This window comes from Paracoccus sigandri, assembly GCF_003709565.1.
Taxonomy (GTDB): domain Bacteria; phylum Pseudomonadota; class Alphaproteobacteria; order Rhodobacterales; family Rhodobacteraceae; genus Paracoccus; species Paracoccus siganidrum.
Genome location: NZ_QNRC01000044.1, coordinates 1 through 19848 on the forward strand (window position 1 = coordinate 1; position 19848 = coordinate 19848).

2 protein-coding genes are annotated in these 19848 nt (G+C 70.3%); both read left to right on the plus strand.

Going from position 1 to position 19848, the window contains the following annotated elements; all coding sequences use genetic code 11:
- The first annotated feature begins 3 nt into the window (after positions 1-3).
- Complete coding sequence (locus tag C9E82_RS21765) at positions 4-14067, plus strand: non-ribosomal peptide synthetase (protein WP_280524967.1); 14064 nt, start codon at positions 4-6, stop codon at positions 14065-14067.
- The coding region (locus C9E82_RS21770; RefSeq protein ID WP_122449391.1) for a non-ribosomal peptide synthetase at positions 14060-19848 on the plus strand (5789 nt) is incomplete at its 3' end. The genes C9E82_RS21765 and C9E82_RS21770, both read left to right, overlap by 8 nt.

Below are 19848 nucleotides of genomic sequence, written 5' to 3' on the forward strand. Positions count from 1 at the left end.
CAGCTGGAGGGACCCTCGGCCACCTACAACATCCCGATGGCGCTGCGGATCGAGGGCGATCTGGACGCCGATGCCCTGCAGGCCGCGCTGAACGACGTGATCGCCCGGCACGAGGCCCTGCGCACCCGCTTCCCCGCCGGCGACACCCCCCAGCAGGAGGTGCTGGACAGCGCCTCGCTGGTCCTGCAGCGCCGCGATATCGGCGCCGCAGCACTGGACGCGGCGCTGGCCGAAGGGGCCGCGCAGGTGCTGGACCTGGCGGCCGGCCTGCCGCTGGCCGCGACCCTGTTCCGGCTGGGCGATCGGGAACATGTGCTGCTGCTGGTCCTGCATCACATCGCCGCAGACGGGGCCTCGATGGCGCCGCTGGCAGCCGACCTGTCCGCCGCCTATGCCGCCCGCCTGGACGGCCGCGCCCCCGACCGGCCCGCGCTGCCGGTGCAATATGGCGACTACACCCTGTGGCACCGCCAGCTGCTGGGCGACCCGAACGATCCCCGATCCCGTCATGCAAGGCAACTGGAATTCTGGAAACAGGCCCTCGAAAACATCCCGGAACAGATGCAGATGCCCGCTGACAGGCCCCGCCCGCCCGTGGCCAGCCATCGCGGGGCGGCGCTGAACGTCACCCTGCCGGCCACGCTGACCGCGCGAATGCAGGCATTGGCCGAGGCGAAGGGCGCCACCCTGTTCATGCTGCTGCAGGCCGGTGTCGCCGCTCTGCTGTCGCGCCTTGGTGCGGGGCGCGATGTCGTTCTGGGCGCCCCCGTCGCCGGACGCGGCGAACCGGGGCTGGACGCGCTGATCGGGCTGTTCACCAATACTGTCGTCACCCGTGTCGATCTGTCGGGCACGCCCTCGCTGGAGACGCTGATCGAGCGGTTGCGCAAGACCGGCCTTGCCGCGGGCGACCATCAGGACCTGCCGTTCGAGGAACTGGTCGAGGCGCTGAACCCCACCCGTTCCTTGGCGCATCACCCGCTGTTTCAGGTGCTGGTCGCGCTGCAGAACACGGCCGAACCGGATTGCGCGCTGGCCGGATGCCGGATCAGCCAGATACCGTTGCACGGCAGCCATTCCCGGTTCGATCTCAGCTTCGATTTCGCTCCGACCGGCACGGCGGGTGAGGGCGGGCTGGCCCTGGCGATCGAATATGCCACCGACCTGTTCGACCACGGCACCATCGCCACGCTGGCCGACCGGCTGGAACGACTGCTTCCGACCGCTTGCGACGACCCTTCGCGACCCCTGGCCGATATTCCGCTGCTGACGGAGGCCGAGCGGGAAACCCTTGGCGCGGCCGACCATGCCAGCCAGCATTGCCATCCCGATCTGCGCCTGCCCGACCTGATCGCGACGGCGGCCGCCGAACGGCCCGACGCACCCGCCGTCAGCGATGGCCGGGCCGCGTTGAGCCACGCGGAGCTGACCGGCCGGGCGAACCGCTTTGCCCGGATGCTGCTGGCGCGGGGCATCGGCGCGGGCGATATCGTCGCCATCGGCACCCAGCGCTCGACCGACATGCTGGTGGCCCTGCTGGGAACATTGACCGCAGGGGCGGCCTATCTGCCGCTGGATCCCGACCACCCCGCCGACCGTCTGGCCTATATGCTGGACATGGCGCGGCCTTCGCTGTTGCTGGGAACCGAGACGCTGCTCCACGATCTGGGCGCGCAAGGCGCGCTGCCCGAGGGTTGCGGCAAACTGGCCCAGGCGGGCCTGGATGCGGCACTGGCGCCCCATGATGGCCGCAGCGTCACCGACAGCGAACGCCGCCGCCCGCTGAGGGCAGCGGATACGGCCTATGTGATCTTCACCTCGGGTTCGACCGGACGGCCCAAGGGGGTGATGATCCCTCATGGCGCATTGGAAAACTTCCTGCATGCGATGGCGAACCGCATCGGCATCGCGCACTCGGACCGGCTGGCGGCGGTGACGCCGATCACCTTCGACATTGCCGGGCTGGAAATGTTCCTGCCGCTGATCGGCGGGGCCAGCCTGACCATCCTGCCGCGCGAGATCACCTCGGACGGCGCGGCGCTGGCGGCGGCCTTGCACCAGCAGCGGCCGACGATCATGCAGGCCACCCCGGCGACCTGGCAGATGCTGCGCGACGCGGGCTGGCAGCCTGGCGATGACCTGACCCTGCTTTGCGGGGGCGAGGCGATGGGGCAGGATCTGGGCGACTGGATGGCGACGACCGCCCGCGCGGTCTGGAACCTGTATGGCCCGACCGAGACCACGATCTGGTCGCTGATGGACCGCGTCCGGCCCGGCCAGCCGATCCGCATCGGTCGCGCCATCGACAATACGCGGTTGCGCATCGTGGATGACCGCCTGCACCCGGTCCCCGACAATGTGCCCGGAGAGCTGTGCATCGCCGGCAAGGGACTGGCCCAGGGCTACCTGCACCGCCCTGACCTGACGGCCGAGCGGTTCGTGCCCGATCCCTCCGCTGTCGGCGGGCGCATGTATCGCACGGGCGATCTGGTCCGGCGGCGCGGCGATGTCCTGGAATATCTGGGCCGCCTGGACCATCAGGTGAAGATCCGCGGCTTCCGCATCGAACTGGGAGAGATCGAGGCCGCCATCTCGGCTGCCGGTTATCCCCGCAATGTCGTCATGGCGCTGGACGGGCCGGGCGGTGCGCCGGCGCTGGCCGCGTGGATCTGCGCATCCGGCGCCGACGGGATAGCCGAGGCGCTGTCGCGGGTGCTGCCGGATTACATGATCCCTTCGGCCTTCGTCATGCTGGAGGACTTCCCGCTGACCCCGAACGGCAAGATCGACCGCAAGGCGCTGCCGCGACCGGATCTGACGGCGGGCCAGGCCGCGTATCGCGCACCGCAGACGCAGGCCCAGATCGCCATCTGCGCCAGTTTCGCCGAAGTGCTGGACCGCGACCGGGTCGGACTGGACGACGATTTCTTCGCGCTTGGCGGTCATTCGCTGCTGGCGACAAGGCTGGCCAACCGAATCCGCGCGGCGCTGGACACCGAAATGCCGCTGCGGCTGCTGTTCCAGAATCCCAACCCCGCCGCACTGGCGCGCGCACTGGATCAGGCGCGCCCCGCCCTGCCTGCCCTGACGCGACAGGATCGTCCCGCCCGCATCCCGCTGTCGGCGGCACAACAGCGGCTGTGGTTCCTGCAACGGCTGGAGCAGCAGGGCGGGGCAGAGGCCGCCGCCAGCTACAACATCCCGATGCGGCTTGACCTGGACGGCAAGCTGGACCGGGACGCGCTGCGCCTTGCGCTTGGCGACCTGATCGCCCGGCACGAAACGCTGCGCACCCGCTTTGTGGAAGAGGACGGCCAGCCGTTCCAGCAGATCGACGGTGATGCCGAACCCGCTTTCGACACGGTCGTCACCGCGCCCGACGCGCTGGAGGCCGAACTGGCCAGGGCCGCGCTGCACCCCTTCGATCTCTCGGTCGAACATCCGCTGCGGGTGACATTGTACGAGACCGGCAAGGACCGGCACAGCCTGCTGATGGTGCTGCACCACATCGCGGGCGACGGCGCCTCTATGGGCGTGCTGGCGCGCGATCTGTCCACTGCCTATGCCGCCCGCGCCGACGGCCATGTGCCGGACCTGGCCCCGCTGACGGTGCAATATGCCGATTACGCGCAATGGCTGGAGCGGGTGATGGGCGATGGCGCCGATCCCGAAAGCCGCCAGTCACGGCAGATGGGGTGGTGGCGCCGGGCGCTGCAGGATCTGCCGCAGCTGCATGGCATGGCCACCGACATGCCGCGCGCGCCCGTCGCCAGCCATCGCGGCGCGACCGTGCCCTTCCACATCCCCGCCGAAGTGCAGGACGGCTTGGCGAAACTGGCGCAGAGTTCGGGCGCGACGCCGTTCATGGTCATCCATGCCGCGCTCTCGGCGCTGCTGACCCGGCTTGGCGCGGGCGAGGACATCGTGATCGGCACCCCTGTCGAGGGCCGCAACGATGCCGCGCTCGAACCGCTGGTCGGGATGTTCGTCAACACGCTGGTCCTGCGCGCGGACACCTCGGACGATCCCGCCTTCCGCGATCTGCTGGCACAATTGCGCGACCGCGACCTTGCTGCATGGGAGCATCAGCAACTGCCGTTCGAGCAACTGGTGGAAAGCCTGCATCCCGCACGCTCGCTGTCCCATCATCCGCTGTTCCAGATCATGCTGGCCGTCCAGCAGGGCCGCCCGCAGCCGGTCGACCTGCCGGGCCTGACGGTCACGGCGCGCGATGCCTCGGCTGCGGTGGCGCGGTTCGATCTCAGCCTGCATCTGTGGGACATGCCCGGCGAAGGCATCGAGGGCGAGCTGGAATATGCCGCCGACCTGTTCACCGAAGCCACGGCGCGGACGATGGTCGAGCGTTTTCAGCGGCTGCTGCAAGCGGTGATCGCCGATCCGGCGCTTCCCATCGGGGACATCCCGCTGTTGGACAATGCCGAAGAGGCGCGGCTGGGGAAACTGGGCCGGGGTCTGGAGACCGGGTCACGCGACACCGATATCGCCGCGCTGTTCGAAGATCAGGCAGGGCGCAGTCCGCAGATGCCCGCGCTGGAAGGCCCCGACGGCACCCTCAGCTATGCCGAGCTGGAGACCGAGGCCAACCGCATCGCCCATCACCTGCAATCCATGGGCGTCGGTAATGGCGATGCGGTGGCGATCTGCGCCCATCGCGGCACGCGCATGGTGGCGGCGATCCTCGGCATCCTCAAGGCCGGGGCCGGCTATATCCCCCTGGACCCCGCCTATCCCGCCGGCAGGCTGGATCAGGCGCTGGAAGATGCGCGGCCGAAGGTGCTGATCGCGAATGCCGCGCTGGCTGGCAGACTGAACCCGGCCGAGGGCACGGAGCTGCTGCTGGCCGACGCCCCGGAACCCGCATGGGCCGGTGCATCCGCGTCCCGCCCCGCGCGTGACCGGCACGATCCCGACCGGCTGGGCTACATGATCTTCACCTCCGGTTCGACCGGGCGGCCCAAGGGCGTGGTGATGAACCAGCGCGCATTGGTGAACCTGCTGGCATGGCAGCATCGCACGCTGCCCTTGCGGCCCGGCGCGCGGGTGCTGCAATTCGCGGCGCTCGGCTTCGACGTGGCGTTTCAGGAGATCTTCAGCACGCTTGCCTCGGGCGGTTGCCTGTGCCTGCTGCCGCAGGACCAGATCCGCGACATCGACCTGCTGTCGCGCCGCATTGCCGAGTTGCGGCTGGAACGGGTGTTCCTGCCCTTCATGGCGCTGAGCCATCTGGCCGAAGCGATCGGGCAGCGCGGCGCCACGCTGCCCGATCTGCGCGATGTGATCACGGCTGGCGAACAGTTGCGGCTGACCCCTGCCCTGCGGGCGATGTTCGCGGCCAACCCCGATTGTCGCCTGCACAACCACTATGGCCCGACCGAAACCCATGTCTGCACCGGCTGGACCGGCAGCGGGGATGTCTCTGCCTGGCCCGACCTGCCGCCGATCGGGCGGCCCGTGGACAATGGCCGCTGCCTGGTGCTGGACGCGCGGCGCCGCCCCGTGCCCGTCGGCACGCCCGGAGAGCTTTACGTGGCCGGGGCCTGCCTGGCCGAGGGCTACCTGCGTCTGCCCGAAATGACCCGCGAACGGTTCCTGCCGGTGCCTGGCGCGGAAGACCGGCGGATGTATCGCACCGGCGATCTGGTGCGCTGGTCCGCCGACGGTTCGCTGGACTATCTGGGCCGGATCGACACCCAGCTGAAGATCCGCGGCTTCCGCATCGAACCCGGCGAGATCGAGACCGCCATCGCCCGCCTGCCCGGCATCGAGGATGTCGCGGTGATCGCCCATGACGACCCGGCGCGCGGCAAGCAGCTGATCGCCTATGTCGTGGCGGAACAGGGGGCCGAGCTTCGACCGCAGGCGATCCGCGACACGCTTGGCCAGACGCTGCCCGACTACATGGTGCCGGTGGCGGTGATCGCGATGGAGGCCCTGCCGCTGACGCCAAACGGCAAGCTGGACCGCCGCGCCCTGCCCGCGCCCGATCTGTCGCGCGGTGCAGGCCGCCCGCCGCGGACCCCGGCCGAGGCCACCCTTTGCCACCTGTTCGCCGAGGTGCTGGAGCTGCCCTCGGTCGGGATCGACGACAATTTCTTCGATCTGGGCGGCCATTCGCTGCTGGCAACGCGGCTGTTCAGCCGCATCCGCAACCAGCTGCAGGCCGATCTGCCGATCAGGGCGCTGTTCGAGGCCCCCACGGTCGAGCAACTGGCGCGCAGGCTGGCGCCGGGCGGCGCCACGGCACGCCCGCCGCTGACACCCGTGCCGCGCTGCGGTGACATGCCGCCGATGTCCTTCGCTCAGCGCCGCTTGTGGTTCCTGCAACAGCTGGACGAACGCGGCTCGACCTATAACATCCCGGTCGCCCTGCGTTTCAGCGGCGTGGTGGACCAGGACGCCCTGCGCCTTGCCATCGCCGATGTCATCGCCCGGCACGAGATCCTGCGCACGACCTATCCCGTGGGCGCGGCACCCCGCCAGCATATCGCCACGCAGATGCCGCCGGTGCTGGAGCTGGTCGAAACCGGCGCAGCCCATCTGGATCGGGCCGTCCTCAGCGCCGCCACCCATGCCTTCGACCTCGCAGCCGAGGGCCCGCTGCGCGTCACCCTGATCCGCACCGCCCCCGGCAGCGGTGCCCTGGTCATCGTGCTGCATCACATCGCGGGCGACGGGGCTTCGATGGCGCCCCTGGCGCGCGACCTGTCGGCAGCCTATGCGGCGCGCTGCGCCGGGCAGGAACCCGACTGGCAGCCGCTGCCGGTGCAATATGCCGATTACGCCACCTGGCAGGCCGATCTGTTCGGCACATCCGACGATCCCGACAGCGAGCTGTCCCGGCAGCTGGGCTTCTGGCGCGAAACGCTGGCCGATCTGCCCGACGAGCTGGCCCTGCCCTTCGCCGCGCCGCGTCCTGCCGTGGCCAGCGGCTGCGGCGGGCAACTGGTCCTGCGGCTGGAAGCCGACACCCATGCGGCGCTGCTGGATCTGTCCCGCCAGCACGGGGCGACGCCCTTCATGGTCCTGCAGACCGCGCTGGCGGCGATGCTGCGGCGCCTGGGCGCGGGCGAGGACATCCCGCTGGGAAGCCCGGTCGCGGGACGCATCGACCCCTTGCTGGAAGACCTGGTCGGCTTCTTCGTCAACACGCTGGTCCTGCGGATGGATGCCGGTGGCAACCCCCGCTTCGCCGAGCTGCTGGAACGCGCCCGCCGCACCGATCTGGCGGCCTGGGAACATCAGGACCTGCCCTTCGAGGAACTGGTCGAACATCTGGCCCCCAGGCGGTCGCTGGCGCGCCATCCGCTGTTCCAGGTCCTGCTGCAGGTCCAGAACACCGCCCGCGCCGAGCTGGCGCTGCCCGGCCTGTCCCTGCAACCGATGGACCCCGACACCGGAACGTCGAAATTCGACCTGGCCTTCCATGTGGCCGAGCAAAGCGACGCCGAAGGCCGCCCCTCCGGGCTGGAGATCACGCTGGAATATTCGGGCGATCTCTACACGCCCGACAGCGCCGGACGGGTGCTGGACAGCTTCCGCCGCCTGCTGGAGGCCGCGATCCGCAATCCGCAGGCGCGGCTGAACGACTTGCCCGTGATCGACCCGGCCGAGGCCGCGGCGCTGACCTCGGATGCCGGGCTGGATCTGCGCGAGTTGCCGGTGCGCCCGGTGCCCGAGTGGTTCGAACGGATCGCCGAGGAACGTGGCGACGCCGCCGCATTGATCGCGGATGACGCGCCCGTCAGCTATCGCCAGCTTGACCAGCAAGCCAACCGCATCGCCCATGCCCTGATCGCGCGCGGCATCGGGGTCGAGGATCGCGTCGGACTGATGCTGCCACGCTCGGCGCAGATGATCGCGGCGATGCTGGGGGTGATGAAGGCGGGCGCGGCCTTCCTGCCGCTGGACCCCGATCTGCCCGCCGAAAGGCTGGCCTTCATCGCCGGCGACGCGAAGCCGCGCGCGGTGCTGACGCTGACCGACCTGCGCGACCGCCTGCCACTGGGCACCGACCTGCTGGCGCTGGACGATCCGGCGGGCTTCGCAGGCGACATCGCCGCCGCCCCCGCATCGCGCATCGCCGATACCGGGCTTGATCCGCGCCATCCGGCCTATGTGATCTACACCTCCGGCTCGACCGGGCGGCCGAAGGGCGTCGTGGTGCCTCATGCCGGGCTGCCGGCGCTGACCGTGGCACAGGTCGAACGCTTCGGCATCACCGCCGACAGCCGGGTGCTGCAATTCGCCTCGATCAGTTTCGACGCCTCGGTGATGGAGGTGATGATGGCCTTCGCCGCCGGCGCCGCGCTGGTCCTGCCGCCGCCGGGCCGGGTATTGGGCGACGATCTGACCGATGCGCTGACCAGGGGGCGCATCAGCCATGCCCTGATCCCGCCAAGCGTGCTGGCCACGCTGGACCCGGCCTTGCCCTGGCCCGAGACGGTGATCGTCGGCGGCGAGGCCTGCCCGCCGCATGTCGCCGCCGCCTGGTCGGCCGGGCACCGGCTGGTCAATGCCTATGGCCCGACCGAGATCACCATCTGCTGCGCCATGAGCCCGGTCCTGACCGGCGGCGCGCCGGTCGCACCGCCGCTTGGCAGGCCGAACGTGAATGCGCGCATCTACATCCTCGACGACGCGCTGCAACCAGTGCCGGCGGGCATCCCCGGAGAGCTTTATATCGCCGGGGACGGGGTCGCGCGCGGCTATCTGGACCGGCCCGACCTGACCGCGGAACGCTTTGTCGCCGATCCGTTCCGGCCGGGACAGCGCATGTATCGCTCCGGCGATCTGGCGCAATGGCGCGAGGACGGGCAGATCGACTATCTTGGACGCGCGGACACGCAGGTAAAGATCCGCGGCTTCCGGATCGAGCCGGGCGAGATCGAGGCCGCCATCGCCCGCGCGGGCTATCCCGCAAATGCGGTGATCCTGCGCGAGGATCGGCCGGGCCTGCCCTTGCTGGCCGCCTATGTCGCCGCGCCAGAACTGGACGCGACGGCGCTGAGGGCGGAACTGGCCGCAACCCTGCCCGACTGGATGCTGCCCGCCTCCTTCACCCGGCTGGATGCGCTGCCGATGTCGGCCAACGGCGCCAAGCTGGACCGCAAGGCGCTGCCGGTGCCGGAACATGACCGGGCCGCGACCCGCGCCCCCCGCGACCTGACCGAGGAAAAGCTGGCCGCGCTGTTCGCCGAACTGCTGGGCCAGCCCGCCATCGGCATCGACGACAGCTTTTTCGAACGCGGCGGCCATTCGCTACTGGCCACCCGGCTGGTGGCCGGAATCCGCGACCGGATGAGGGTGTCCCTGCCGATCCGCTCCGTGTTCGAGACCCCGACCGTCGAGGCGCTGGCCGACCGCATCCGCGAGACCGCTCCCGATGCCGACACCGCACCCGCACTGGTGCCGCAGCCGCGGCCTGCGGCGGTACCGCTGTCCCATGCGCAGGCGCGGCTGTGGTTCCTGCAACAATTCGAGGGACCGTCGGCCACCTACAACATTCCGCTGGCGCTGCGCCTGGCCGGTCCGCTGGACAAGGGCGCACTGGAATGCGCGCTAAACGATCTGGTGGCACGCCATGAAAGCCTGCGCACCCTGTTCCCGGCCGAGGATGCCGGCCGCCAGCTGATCCTGCCGCCCGAAGCCGCGCGGCTGGATCTGGCGCGGCTTGACGCAGGCGATCCGGATCAGGCCCTGGCCGCGCTGCGGGCCGAGGCGGCGCGCCCCTTCGATCTGGCCGCCGAGCTGCCGCTCAGCGCGACGCTGATCGCCGAGGGCTGCGACCGGCATATCCTGCTGATCCTGCTGCATCACATCGCGGGGGATGGCGGTTCGATGGCACCTCTGGCGGCGGATCTGTCCCGCGCCTATGCCGCCCGCTCGGCCGGAGATGCGCCCGACTGGTCGCCGCTGCCGGTGCAACATGCCGATTTCGCGCTGTGGCAGCGTGCCCGGCTGGGAACAGAGGACGACCCCGCCAGCGCCATCTCGGCCCAGATCGGCTATTGGCGCGACCGGCTGGCGGACCTGCCGCAGCGGCTGGATCTGCCCGCCGACCTGCCGCGTCCCGCCGTCGCCAGCCATCGTGGCGCGCATTGCCCGCTGGACCTGCCCGCCGACCTGCACCGGCAGCTGGCGGCGCTGGCCGCGGCCCATGGCGCGACGCTGTTCATGGTGCTGGAGGCCGCACTGGCCGCAACCCTGGCCCGGCTGGGCGCGGGCGACGACATCGCCATCGGAACCCCCGTCGCGGGTCGGACCGAGGCCGCGCTGGACGACCAGATCGGCCTGTTCGTCAATACGCTGGTGCTGCGCAACGACCTGTCAGGCAATCCGCGCTTCACCGATCTGCTGGCACAGGTCCGCAGCCGCGCGCTGGAGGCATACGAGCATCAGGACCTGCCCTTCGAGCAACTGGTGACGCTGCTGAACCCCGAACGCTCGCTGTCGCATCATCCGCTGTTCCAGGTGATGCTGTCGCTGCAGAACAACCGCGAGGCCGTGCTGGATCTGGACGGCATCCAGACGGCAATGCTGGATCTGGAGCTTGATGTCGCGAAATTCGACCTGAACTTCAACCTGGCCGAGCTGAGCGACGACGAGGGCCGGCCCGCTGGAATCACCGGCACGCTGGAATATGCCTGCGACCTGTTCCTGCCCGAAACCGCGCGGATGATCGCGGATTGCCTTGCCCGGATGCTGCAGGCCGTCGCCCAGGACGCAGGGCAACAGGTCATGCGGCTGCCCCTGTCGAATGCGGCGATGCCCCTGCCGCAGGCCGTCGCCGACCGGCAGGCCCTTACCCTGCCCGACCTGCTGGCCGATCTCCCCGATCACGCGACCCGCACCGCCCTGGTCACCGAGGACGCCGAGATGAGCTTCGGCGCGCTGGCGCAGCATTCCGACCGCCTTGCGCGCCTGCTGATCGGGCGGGGGATCGGGCCGGGCGATCTGGTCGGACTTGCGCTGCCGCGCGGGACCGAACTGATCGTGGCGCTGCTGGCCGTGGTCAAGACCGGCGCGGCCTATCTGCCGCTCGATCCCGATTACCCGGCAGAACGGCTGGCCGCGATCATCGAGGACGGCGCGCCGCGACTGGTGCTGACCGCGATGGAGGTCGAGGATCGCCTGCCCGAACAGGCGGCGCATCTGAAGCTGGTGATCGACCGCGGCCCGGTGCTGATGCGGCGTCAGGCCATGTCCGACCGGCCGCTGAACCCCACCGAACGGTTGCGTCCGCTGCATGGAGAAGACCCGGCCTATGTGATCTTCACCTCGGGTTCGACCGGCCGGCCGAAGGGAGTGGTGGTGCCGCAACGCGCCGTGGCCAGCCACATGGGCTGGATGCGCGACAGTTTCCCGCTGACCCCGCAGGACCGGGTGCTGTTCCGCACCTCGCTGAACTTCGACGCCGCCGAATGGGAAATCTGGCTGCCGCTGATCTGCGGCGCCGGGATGGTGATCCTGCCCGACGCGCTGCGGCTGGAGCTGGACCGCATCCCCGATTTCGCCGCCCGCAAGCGGGTGACGGTGATGCAGGTGGTGCCCTCGATGCTGCCGCCGATGCTGGATGCGCCGGAACGCCCCCGCCTGCGCTGGCTGTTCTCGGGCGGCGAGCCGCTGGCCGAGGCGCTGGCCCGGCGCGCGGCATCGGTCTGGGGCGCCGAGGTGGTCAACCTCTACGGACCCACCGAAACCACGATCCAGATCACCGCCGCGAATCTTTCGGAAACGCCTGTCACCGACGGAACCGGGCGCGCCGCCATGCCGATCGGCCATCCGGTCGGGGACGCGCGGCTGCTGGTCCTGGACCCCTGGCTGCAACCCGTCCCCCCCGGCGTCCCCGGAGAGCTGTATGTGACCGGCGCGCAGGTCGCGCTTGGCTATCTGGGCCGTGCGGCGCAGACGGCGGAACGCTTCATCGCCAGCCCCGCCGCAGCCGGCCAGCGGATGTATCGCACCGGCGACCGGGTGCGCTGGCGGGTGGATGGACAGCTTGAATTCGTCGGTCGCGCCGACGAGCAGTTGAAGATCCGCGGCTTCCGCGTCGAACCCGGCGAGATCGAGACCGCCATCCGCCGCGCCGGACATTCGGGCGTCGCCGTGATCGCCCGCGAGGATCGGCCGGGCCACCGGCAACTGGTGGCCTATGTGACCAGCCCCGGTCTGGACGAGGCCGGATTGCGCAGCCATCTGGCGGCCGAACTGCCCGACTACATGGTGCCTGCCGCCATCGTCCGGCTGGACGCGCTACCGCTGACCGCCAACGGCAAGCTGGACCGCCGCGCCCTGCCCGCCCCGCAAGTCACCGGCGACACGCCGCTGCGCGACGCCGCCAACGGGACCGAGCAGGTGTTCTGCGAGCTCTTTGCCTCGATCCTGTCGCTCGATCGGGTCGGCGCCGATCAGGGCTTCTTCACGCTGGGGGGCGATTCGATCTCGTCGATCCAGCTGGTCGGCCACGCCCGCCGCGCGGGCTGGCGGATCACCGCAAGGGACGTCTTCCAGCACCAGACGCCCGCCGCCCTGGCCCGGATCGCGCTGCCGCTGTCGGGCGACGAGACCCGGCCCGCCACCGGCAATCCCTGCGGACCGCTGCCCGCGACGCCGATCATGGCCGAGTTCCTCTCGGATCCCGACCATGGCGATGCCTTCCAGCAAAGCATGTTGCTGACCCTGCCCGAGGGGATCGATCGCGATGGACTGATCCGCGTTCTGCAGGCGGTCCTCGACCATCATCACGCCTTGCGGCTGACGGCGCAGGCGGATGGCGGGCTGGTCATCCCCGAACCCGGCAGCCTGCGGGCCGAGGACTGCCTGCATCTGTCCGACATCCCGCATCCCGACCTGGCGGCGGCGATGGATCAGGCCGCCGCCCGGCTGGATCCGCGCACGGGGCGGCTGGTGCAGGCCGTCTGGTTCCCGCAACCCCGGCGGCTGATGCTGACCATCCACCACCTTGCCGTGGACGGCGTGTCGTGGCGCATCCTGCTGCCCGATCTGGCGCAGGCATGGGCGGCCGTCGCCGAGGGGCGCGAACCCGCACTGACGCCGGCGCCGACCTCGTTGCGCGACTGGGCCACGGCACTGCCCGCCCTGGCCGCACGTCGCCGCGACGAGTTACCGCTGTGGCAGGAAATGGATGCTGGCGATGCGCCGCTGGCCGCGCAGGCGCTGGATCCGGCGCTGGATACGGTCGCCACCCAGCAGAACCTTGTCACCGAACTGGAGCCGCAGGTCACGCAGACCCTTCTGACCCGCGCGGTCGAGCGGATCAACGCCGGCGTCAACGACGTGCTGCTGGCCGCTTTCGCGCTGGCGGTGATCCGCTGGCGGCGCGACGAGGGACAGTCCGGCACGCAGGCCGCCACCTTCCTGCTGGAGGGCCACGGCCGAGAGCCGATCCTTGCCGGCGCCGAGACCGGCCAGACCGTCGGCTGGTTCACCAGCCTGTTCCCGCTGCGCCTGCATCTGGACGGCCTGGACCCGGCCGCGGTGCTGTCGGATAAGGATGGCGCCGCCCTGGATCGGGTCCTGAAATCCGTCAAGGAACAGCTGCGCCGCATCCCCGACAACGGCATCGGCTACGGCCTGCTGCGGCACATGAACCCCGAGACCGCGCCGGTGCTGGCACGGATGGCCAGGCCCGAGATCGCCTTCAACTATCTGGGTCGCTTCGGCGCTCCGGGACAGGGCGGCGACAGCGCCCCCCACGATCCGCCGCCTGCCTTCCAGCCCGCCCCCGAGGCCTCGGCCCTGTCGGGTGGCCAGGATCCGCGCCGCGCACTGACCAATGTCATCGAGCTGAACGCGATGACGCTGGACGGACCCTGCGGGCCGCGGCTGATCACCAACTGGTCCTGTGCCGGCCGTCTGATCGGCACCGACCGGATGCGGGCGCTGGCCGATGGCTGGTTCGACGCGCTGCGCCGCATCGCTGCCGCCGCCGAAACCGGCAACGGCGCCTCCCTGCTCACCCCGTCGGACGTGCTGGCCGATATCGACCAGTCCGAGATCGAATTTCTGGAGACCCTCTATGCGTGAAGCGAATATCGAGAACATCCTGCCGCTGACCCCCCTTCAGCACGGCTTCCTGTTTCACGCGCTCTATGACGACGGGGTGCAGGACAGCTATGTGACGCAAATGGTCTTCTCGATCGAGGGGCCGCTGGACGCCGCCGGGTTGCAGGCTGCGGCCCGTGCCCTGCTGCGCCGCCATGCCGGCCTGCGCGCGGCCTTCGTCCATCACAAGGTCAAGGCCCCGGTCCAGGTGATCCAGCGCGCCCCGGACCTGCCCTGGCAGGATCTGGACCTGTCTGCCGCCTCCGACCCCGAAGCCGCGCTGGCGGCCGAGATCGCCCGCGATTACGAACGGCGCTTCGATCTGGCCCGCGCGCCGCTGCTGCGCTTCACCCTGATCCGCATGGCGCCCGAACGCCATATGCTGATCTTTACCAGCCATCACATCCTGATGGACGGCTGGTCCACGCCGCTGCTGCTGAATGAGCTGTTCACCCTCTACGACCAGGGTGCCGAGACCGCCGGGCTGCCGCATGTCACGCCCTGGCGCGACTATGTCAAATGGCTGGCGGGACGCGACAGCGCGGCGGCGCGCGCGGCATGGCAGAACGCCTTCGAGGGGTTCGAGGAGCCCGCCCGCATCGCCCCTGCCGCCACCAGCGGGGCGGTGCCGCAGGTCATGCACCGCCCGATCCCCGGCGCGCTGATCGCGCGGATGCAGGATCGCGCCCGCGAATTGGGCGTGACCATGAACACGCTGGCCCAGGCGGCATGGGGGCTGGTGCTGGGCCATCTGACCCACCGCCAGGACGTCGCCTTCGGCAGCATCGTCTCGGGCCGTCCCGCCGATCTGCCGGGGGTCGAGAACATGATCGGCCTGTTCATCAACACCGTCCCGGTCAGGCTGCGCTGGCGCCCGGAAATGCGCGCATCCGATCTGCTGCGCAGGTTGCAGGCCGAACAGGCCGGGCTGCTGGACCATCAGCATCTGGGCCTGTCCGAGATCCAGCGCATCGTCGGTCAGGGCGATCTGTTCGACAGCCTCGTCGTGTTCGAGAACTTCCCCGTCAGCGCGCCCGGCGACGCGGGCAAGGACAGCATCGGCAGGTTGCGGATCGAGCGCCATTCGAACCATGGCGGCGACATGTCGCATTACGCGGCCAGCATCGCGATCCTGCCCGGCGACAGCTATCAGGTGAAACTCGCATGGCGTGGCGATCTGATATCGGATGCCATGGCCGAATGGCTGGTGCAGGCCTGCCTGCGGGCGCTGGACGCGCTGGCCGATCCTGCCGACACGGTGCTGGGCCGCATCGCGCTGACCCCGCCCGAAGACCTGGCCGCGCTGACGGCGCCGTGGAACGACACCGGCCGCGACTATGGTCAGGAAACGCTCGCCGACATGCTGGAGAATTTCGCCTCGGGCGACGATCCCGCGCTGGATGTCGAGGGCGAAAGGCTGACCCGCGCCGCCCTGCATGTCCGCGCCAATCGCCTTGCGCATGAGCTGATCGCGCGCGGCATCGGTCCCGGCGATCTGGTCGGTGTGATGATGCCGCGCTCGGCCCGGATGGTCGTGGCGGTCATGGCCGTGCTGAAGGCGGGGGCCGCCTATCTGCCGCTGGATCCCGATTACCCGGCCGAGCGGCTGACCCACATGGTCCGCGATGCCGCCCCGGCGCTGGTGCTGACGACGCCGAACGTGCCGCGCCGGCCCGCCGCCGAAGACGCGCCGGTCCTGTGCCTGGACCGCAGCCGGATGGCGCAGATCGCGCGCAGGTCCGCCGATGCGCCCACCGATGCGGTCCGCCACCGCCCCTTGCAGCCCGATGACGCGGCCTATGTGATCTATACCTCGGGCTCGACCGGCACGCCCAAGGGGGTGATCGTCCCCCACAGCGGCATCGTCAACCGGCTGCGCTGGATGCAGCAGGAATATCCGCTGCAACCCGATGACGCCGTCCTGCACAAGACCGCCTTCGGCTTCGACGTGTCGGTGTGGGAACTGCTGTTCCCGCTGGTCAGCGGCGCCCGGCTGGTCGTCGCGCGACCCGACGGCCACCGCGACCCCGCCTATCTGGCCCAGCTGATCCGCGAACGCCGGGTGACGATGGTGCATTTCGTCGCCTCGATGCTGGAACTGTTCATCGACGAGCCCGGCGCCCGCGATCTGCCGCTGCGCCGGGTGATCTGCGGCGGCGAGGCCCTGGGCCCGGATCTGCTGGCACGGGCGCGCCGGCACCTGGATTGCGAGATCCACCATTCCTATGGACCGACCGAAACCTCGATCGGGGTCGCCGCGCATCCCTGCGGCAGCGCCGACCAGGCCGGCCCGGTCCCGGTCGGCCCGATCCCGGTCGGCGGGCCGGTCGCCAATACCCGCTTCCACGTCCTCGACCGCGAACTGCGGCGCGTTCCTCCCGGCGTCACGGGTGAACTCTACATCACCGGCGGCAGCCTTGCGCGCGGCTATCTGAACCAGCCGGGCCTGACGGCGGAACGCTTCGTGGCCGATCCCTTCGCCCCCGGCCAGCGGATGTATCGCTCGGGCGACCTGGCGCTGTGGCGCGAGGATGGCAAGCTGGTCATCCGCGGACGCACCGACCAGCAGGTCAAGATCCGCGGATTGCGGATCGAGCTGGGCGAGATCGGTGCCGCGATCTCGGCTGCGGGCTGGCCGCATAACGCGGTGATCCTGCGCGAGGATCAGCCCGGCCAGCGCCGCATCGTGGCCTATATCGTTCGGCGCAATGGCAAGTCCGCCGACCATCAGCGACTGCGCGGAGAACTGGCCCGCAGGCTGCCCGATCACATGGTGCCTGCCGCCTTCATCACGCTGGACGCCCTGCCCAGCCTGCCCAATGGCAAGCTGGACCGCCGCGCCCTGCCCGCACCCGATACCGCGCTGGCCGGGGCCGCCATGCCCCGCAATCCTCGTGAACGCGCCGTCGCCGCGCTGTTCGCCGAGGTCCTGGCGCTGCCCGCCGATGCCGCCGCTGCCCTGTCCGTGGCCGACAACTTCTTCGCCCTTGGCGGCCATTCGCTGCTGGCCATCCGGCTGATCTCCCGCCTGCGCAGCGAAATGGGGGTCGAGATCTCGATCCGCAGCCTGTTCGAGAACCCGACCGTCGAGGCCCTTGCCCGCGTCCTGGACCAGGCCAGCGGCAAGCCGATGCGTCCCGCCCTGCGCGCGATGCCGCGACCCGAGACCCTGCCGCAATCCTTTGCCCAGTCCCGGCTGTGGACGATCACGCAGCTGGAAGGTCCATCCGCCGCCTACAACATGGCGATGGCGCTGCGGCTGAAGGGTCCGCTGGACGCGCAGGCCCTGCATGCCGCGCTGGCCGACGTGACCGCCCGGCACGAGGTGCTGCGCACGACCTTCCCCGACCACGCCCAGCCGGTGCAGCAGGTCATGGCGGCGGCCGACCCCGACTTCACGCTGCGCGACATCGCACCCGAGGCGCTGGCGCCCGCGCTGGAGGCCGAATCCGCCCATCCGTTCGACCTGTCGCGCGACCTGCCGCTGCGCTGCGTCCTGTTCCGGCTGTCGGATCAGGACCATGTGCTGTTACTGGTGCTGCACCATATCGCGGGCGATGGCGCGTCGCTTGCTCCGCTGGCCTCGGACCTGGCCGATGCCTATCGCGCGCATCTGGACGGCGTCGCCGCGATCCTGCCGCCCCTGCCGGTGCAATATGCCGACTATGCGCTGTGGCAGCGCGAGTTGCTGGGCGATGCCGCCGACCCGGACAGCCTCGCGGCACGTCAGGCCGATTTCTGGACCCGGACCCTTGCCGGCGCGCCGCAGCAGGTGACGTTGCTGCCCGACCGACCCCGTCCCGCCGTCGCGGCCCATCGCGGCGCCCGGATCCCGCTCGGCATCGATGCCGCGACCCATCAGGCGCTGGATGCGCTGGCCAGCCGTCGCGGCGCCACCATGTTCATGGTCCTGCACGCGGCCCTTGCGATGGCGATGCAGCGGTCCGGCTGCGGCGACGACATCGTCATCGGCACCGCCCTTGCCGGTCGGCAGGACGATCTGCTGCAGGACATGGTCGGCTTCTTCGTGAACACGCTGGCGCTGCGCAGCCGGATCGATGCCGAGCGGAGATTGGACGACCTGCTGGACGACATCCGCGATGCCGATCTGTCCGCCTTCGACAATCAGGACCTGCCCTTCGAACAGATCGTGGATCGGCTGGTCCCTGACCGTTCGCTGTCGGTCAACCCGCTGTTTCAGGTATTTCTGGTGCTGCAGAACGCGGCGCCCTCCGCCCTGTCCCTGCCCGGCCTGACGGTCGATGCGATCGAAACCGGGCTGGATGCCGCCAAGTTCGACCTGACCCTCGACCTGGCCGAGCGCCGGGATCAGGCAGGTCGTGCCGCAGGTATCGAGGGCGTGCTGCAATATGATGCCGACCTGTACGAGCCCGGCACCGCCCACCGCTTCGCCGCCCGTTTCCAGCGCATTCTGCAAGCGCTGGCCCAGCATGGCGACTCGCCGCTGCGCGACATCCCGATGCTGGATCAGGACGAGGCCGCACTGTTGCGCGATTTCGGCACGGGCGCCCCCGTCGCCGCCGATCTGGCCGGGCGCGACTTCTTCGCGCTGATCGAGGCCGCCGCCACGCGCGACCTTTCAGCCCCGGCGCTGGACGACGGCCGGCAGGTGCTCGGCTATGCCGATCTGCTCCACCGCGTCGAGACCTGCGCCGCGGGCCTGGTGGAACACGGGATCCGGCCCGGAGACCGGGTCGGCGTCATGCGCCACCGCTCGGCCGAGGCGGTGATCGCGATGCTGGGCATCATCCGGGCCGGAGGGGTCTATCTGCCGCTGGATCCGAACTACCCGCAGGACCGGCTGGACTGGATCGTGGCAGACGCCCGGCCCGCCCTGGTCCTGGCCGAGCCCGCCACGGGCGACCGTCTGCCGGCAGGCAGCGTCGCCGTGCTGCGCGATCTGCCCGCAGCGACCTGCGCCTTGCCGCCTCGGCCACGGCTGCATGATCCGGCCTATGTGATCTATACCTCGGGTTCGACCGGGCGGCCCAAGGGCGTGGTGCTGACCCATGCCGGCCTGGCCGGCCTGGTCGACGGCCAGCGCGAGGCCTTCGACATCACCCCCGATGCGCGGGTGCTGCAATTCGCCTCGCCCAGCTTCGATGCGGCGATCGCGGAAATCGTCGTGACGCTGGGATCCGGGGCGACTCTGGTGCTGGCCGACAGCGCCGAGATGGCCCCCGGCGCCCCGCTGGCCGATCTGGTGCGGCGGCGCGGGATCACCCATGCGACCCTGCCGCCGGTGGTGCTGGCCGCAATGCAGCCCGCCGACATGGCCGGCCTGACCCATCTGGTCACGGCAGGCGAGGCCCTGCCCCCGCATCTGGCGGCGATCTGGGGCGAAGGCCGCCATCTGGTCAACGCCTATGGCCCGACCGAAAACACCGTCTGCGCCACCATGTCCGTCCTGCCTGCGGGGGGCCAGCCCTCGGGGGAAATCTCCGCGCCGATCGGGCAGCCGATCAAGGGCACCGACATCCACATCCTCGACGCCTCCCTCCACCCTGTCCCGATCGGCGTCGTGGGCGAGCTCTACATCGCCGGCTCGGGTCTGGCGCAGGGCTATCTGAACCGGCCCGACCTGACGGCCGAGCGCTTCCTCGCCAATCCCTTCGCGCCCGGCCGGCGCATGTACCGCTCGGGCGATCTGGCGCGGTGGCGCGAGGACGGGCAGGTCGAGTTCGTCGGCCGCGCCGACCAGCAGCTCAAGATCCGCGGCTTCCGCATCGAACCCGCCGAGAT